At 64.2% G+C, this 5,035-nt stretch carries 3 protein-coding genes; 2 read left to right on the plus strand and 1 reads right to left on the minus strand.

Features of this window, described 5'->3' with window-relative positions; translation table 11 throughout:
- Positions 1-337, plus strand: a 337-nt coding sequence (locus Q4I23_RS30410; protein WP_498528691.1) for a hypothetical protein, incomplete at its 5' end; no start/stop codon positions are given.
- A gap of 426 nt (positions 338-763) precedes the next feature.
- Here the strand turns inward: Q4I23_RS30410 and Q4I23_RS30415 are convergent.
- A complete protein-coding gene (locus Q4I23_RS30415; RefSeq protein WP_498528692.1) occupies positions 764-1,711 on the minus strand; it encodes a recombinase family protein in 948 nt (315 codons plus the stop codon).
- 1,035 nt (positions 1,712-2,746) lie between these two features.
- On the opposite strand from Q4I23_RS30415, the gene Q4I23_RS30420 reads away from it, so the two are divergent.
- Positions 2,747-4,975: a DUF4347 domain-containing protein gene (locus Q4I23_RS30420; RefSeq protein WP_498528693.1), complete on the plus strand. Its 2,229-nt coding sequence runs from the start codon at positions 2,747-2,749 to the stop codon at positions 4,973-4,975.
- Positions 4,976-5,035: the final 60 nt, after the last annotated feature.

The following is a 5,035-nucleotide window of genomic DNA, read 5'->3' on the forward strand; positions in this document are numbered from 1 at the left end:
AGCGCAGGCCGCGCTCGCCGCACGGGATGCCGAACTCACCGCAGCGCAGGCCGCGCTCGCCGCACGGGATGCCGAGCTCACCGCAGCGCAGGCCGCGCTCGCCGCGCAGGGCGCCGAGCTCACCGGAGCACAGGCCGCGCTCGCCGCACGGGATGCCGAGCTCACCGGAGCGCAGGCCGCGCTCGCCGCACGGGATGCCGAACTCACCGCAGCGCAGGCCGCGCTCGCCGCACGGGATGCCGAGCTCACCGCAGCGCAGGCCGCACTCGCCGCACAAAGTGAAGTATTGCCACGTGGTAATAAAACTTTATCTCTAAGCCCATTGATTGTTATATAACTAAAATCATTAAATCTGATATCTACGGATGATAGATGTGTCCAAGAAGCAGATTTATGTCAGGCCATAGCATTATTATACCTTGCTATATTTTTTAAAAGTGAATTCATTAATAATAAATGAGGTATAGATACTAGGTACTTGATAAGTAATTGATAAAATTTGCCTTTTTGAATTGCTTTTTACGTTTCATACTGCGTTGTAAATGCTGTCAGTATTAGATAATGCTTTGTTTTTTGAGGAACTCTGTGAGATAGTTCAAGAAACCATTGCCAAACGTGTGAAGAACTGCGACGAATGTCCTTCGCCGAAACTAGAATCCCTGGTTTCGGTTTGCGTCCGGCCTCCGTCTACCGGCGGATGGCCGAAGACATTCTCCGCGGTCCGGTTTGGCAAGCCTCGTGCCGGCTCGATGCCAAGGACCGATCAAGCTTTTGGGGCGCTTGGCGCGTCAGGTGCCCGGCGACGAGCCCGCCTCCCCTCGGCCACTGGGATGATCAGTCCGAACCGCTCAGCGCGGTCAAGCAGCGCTTTAACCGAAGACGCCGACCAAGTCGTGCCACGGCGCGGCGTGCGGATGTGCATCTCCTCCAAGCGCGCGGCGATCGCGCGCAGGCTGATGGTCGGGTCAGCCCCCTTGATGCCGGCGATGACCAGCAGGAGGTCGTCCTTGGGCGGCTTGCGCGGTGCCGGCGCGATCAGGTCCGGCTCGGCCAAGCCTTCCGCGACAAGGCGGTGGACCGCCCGCGACAGCCGGTCGGCGGTCCAGGTCCGGTCGGGCGAGCCAAGCCGGCCGAGCGTCTTGGCCACTTTGCCCCAAGAGTTCCCCGGGCGCATGGAGCGCACCTTGGGCAGCCAAGCCTCCATGCTTGCCAACAGATCGGCCACATATTGCCGGTCGCGGATGGCGGAGAGCGTCGCAATGGCGTCGGGATCGCGGCGCTTGAGGGCGGGATTGCCTCCCACCCGTCCACGCGCCTTGGCCGCCCGCAATCCGGCCTTGGTGCGCTCACGGATCAGCGCGCGCTCCAACTCCGCCGCAGCGCCCAAAACCTGCAGGGCGAACTTGCCCTGCGGTGTGGAGGTGTCGATCGGGTCGCGCAGCGACTTGAAGTGGGCGCCGACCGTTTCCAGCCCCTCGATCACGTCGAGCAGGTGGGAGAGCGAACGGGCCAGCCGGTCAATGCGCGCCACGACCAGGATGTCACCGCGCTTCACCTGGGCGACGGCCTTGGCGAGTTCCGGGCGTGCCCGGCTGGCGCCCGATGCCTTTTCCTCGAAGATCACCGAGCAGCCGGCGGCTTTCAGCTCGTCGAGCTGGCTGAAGGTGGCTTGGTCTTCGGTGGAAACGCGGGCGTAGCCGATGAGGGCCATGGAGTCCGTTCATGAAAGCGGAAAAACTGCCCCACTGTACAATTCAATCCGTTATGAGGAAACGATCGTTTGGCCGCCTGTACAACCCATTTGAACAGCCTGACGCGCCAGCCGGCGTCGCTCGCAAGGTGGGCGCGAGGATGGGTATGGGATGGGTGGGAGTCGGCTCATAAATAAAGCCGGAGAAAAGTTCGGTCTTGAAGCCGGAAGACGGGCCGAAATGGCCGAAAACCACGAGAGTCCGCTCATAAAGCCGGAGCGACATCCCGGGATCGGGAGCGTCCCAAAGGAGATCTGCGACGTGGATCAGGGCGCCGGACCGCGGACCGCAAAACCGGGCTGCGGACATTGGCGGAATGGCTTGGCAATCTGGCTGAAGTTGAGCGCCCTGGCTCGCTTGGAGCGGCCGATCTTGGCGGCGACGGCCCGGTTCTAAACCGATCCACTCTCTTCTAAACGGATCTGGTCTGCAAAACGGCGGCCGGTCCGGGGCGGAAGCCGCGGAAAACCGGCTTCTAAACTGATCTACCCGTCAGCGACACCGACGGCGACAACCGTTCATGGAACCGATGCGGCGATCCACGTCTCGGCAACCTTGCATGTGTTGCGATGAGGTGCGGCAGTGATCTGTGAGATAAGTATCACGAGAGCCCTGGAGGCGCATAAGGCGGTAGCGAGGGCGGGGGGCTTAGCGCGAAGGAGAGGGCAGCGCATCCGCGTCACCGCCGCCGCCCGTCAAGGCTTCGAAATACATCGTGGCAATATCGATTGCGCCCATCCTTCACCGCACGGGACTTCGATCCATCCAAATGACTTAAGTTTTCCTAAAGTGATGGTTCTGAAGAAGGCCTCCGTATGGAATGAATATCAATAGAATTGGCGTTTTGCGCGAGGAGTAGGAGTTATTACTTATTAGGCAGTTGCAGGAGTACACCTTGGAAATTCATGTCATAGGAAGTCGCACGCTTTGCCATATACGCGGGTGGGGCGCTCGGGCATCCCAACGATCACAACAAAATTTACGGAGAGTTCCCCTTGAACGAAGTCATCATCGCGGACGCTGGGCTTGAGGATCTCGACGCACTGCTCAGCCACCGCCGTCCCGACGTTCAGGTTACGCTCGTTTCCTCCGCCGAGGATGGCCATGCCGTTCTCGCCGCCGCGCTCGCCGCGCGCCCGTCCGTCCTGCATCTGGTCGCCCATGGCGAGCCGGGGCGGGTCCTGCTGGGTGCCCAGCCGCTGGACGCGCGCTCGCTGCTCGACCGCTCCTGGCCGGATGCGCGCGGTACCGAGATTCACATCCACGCCTGCCATGCCGGCGCGGGCGAGGCGGGCCGGCTCCTTCTCGACCGTCTGTCCGCCGCCACGGGCGCCGTGGTTGCGGCCTCTTCGGGGCCGGTCGGCCCGGCGGTGCGCGGCGCGTCCTGGAAGCTCGATGTGCGCACAGCGCCCGTCTTTACCCCCTCCCCCTTCGCCGGGGTCGAGGGCGCCGGGGCGAACGGCTGGGCCCATGAGTTGGCCGTCACCGGCACGCCGACCGACGGCAACGACACGCTGACCAGCGATGACGCGGCGGACAACATCAACGGCGGAGCGGGCAACGACATTCTGATCGGCAACGGCGGCAACGACACGCTGATCGGCGGGGTCGGCCACGACACCATGGACGGTGGTGCCGGGGCTGACGTGTTCGACGGCGGCGACGGCTTCGACGTCGTCACCTACGAGAACGCGACCTCCGGCATGGTCATCGACATCGGCAACCCGGCAAACAGCACGGGCGACGCCGCGGGCGACACCTTCACGGGCATCGAGCGCTGGATCGGCTCCAACTACAACGACACCATGGTGGCCGGCAGCGACCCCGTGTGGTTCTGGGGTCACGCGGGCGATGACGTGGAGATCGGCGGCGCCGGCAACGACACCATGGAGAGCGGCGACGGCAACGACACCGTCTATGGCGGCGCCGGCGATGACCAGATCTACAGCCGTGCCGACAACGACGTGCTCTATGGCGAGGACGGCAACGACCTGATCTACGGCGGCTGGGGCAACGATATGCTCGACGGCGGCGCCGGCAACGACACCCTGTTTGGTGAAGGGGATGCCGACACCATGTACGGGGGCGCCGGCGACGACAGCATGGACGGCGGCCAGGGCAACGATCTGATGTATGGCGGCGATGGCAACGACACGCTGATCGGCGGCATCGGCCATGACACCATGGAGGGCGGCGCCGGAGCCGACGTGTTCGACGGCGGCGACGGCTTCGACGAGGTGACCTACGCGAACGCCACCGCGGGCGTCGTGCTGGATCTGCGCAACCCGGCGAACAGCACGGGCGATGCCGCGGGCGACACCTTCACCAACATCGAGCGCTGGATCGGTAGCGAGTTCGACGACCGGCTGGTCGGCAATGACGACGGCGTCTGGTTCTGGGGTCATGGCGGCAACGATGTCGAGATCGGCGGCGCCGGCAACGACACGATGGAAAGCGGCATCGGCAACGACACGATCTACGGCGGCGGCGGCGACGACCGGGCCTTCGGGCGGGCCGACGACGACATGCTGTATGGCGAGGCCGGCAACGACCTGCTGGCCGGCGGCGGCGGCAACGACCTGCTCGATGGCGGCACCGGCAACGACACGCTGATCGGCGACTGGGGCGTCGACACGATGATCGGCGGTGACGGCGACGACGTCTTCTACAGCGGCGCGCACGATCCCCTGCCGGAAGCCGACATCATCCAGGGTGGGGCCGGCAACGACACCTTCATCATCGCCGCGCAGAGCGACGCCGGAACGGTTTCCTACGATGGCGGCGAGGGCACCGACACGCTGCGCATCAGCTCCGACAACGTGGCCGATCCGGAGAACAAGATCACCACGGCAACGCCGCAGATCGACATTTCCGGCATGACCCTGACCAGCGTGGAGAGGTTGGAACTGGTCGGCAGCGTCCGCCATGCGGTGACGATGAGCGTCGCCCAGGCCAACGGCTTCGCCAGCATCACCGGCGCCACCGGCGGCGATGTCTTCACCATCGCCGGAACGGCCATGGCGGGCGCGGTCACCGCCGGCAACGGCAGCCAGCTCACCGCCGGGCAGGTCCAGGCCGAGACGGTGAACGGCGTTACCCTGCTGCACATCGGTACCGATGCCACCGCGGGCGCCGACGTGACGCTGCGCTTCGCCGGTGGCTTTACGGCGGACCAGTTCCAGGTCCTGTCTCTTATACACATCTCCGAGCCCACGAGACTATAACAGCTATCGCGTATGCCGTCTTCGGCTTGAAAAGCGGGGGGGGGGGGGGGGGGGGGGGGG

This window comes from Azospirillum sp. UFLA03-27, assembly GCF_059803775.1.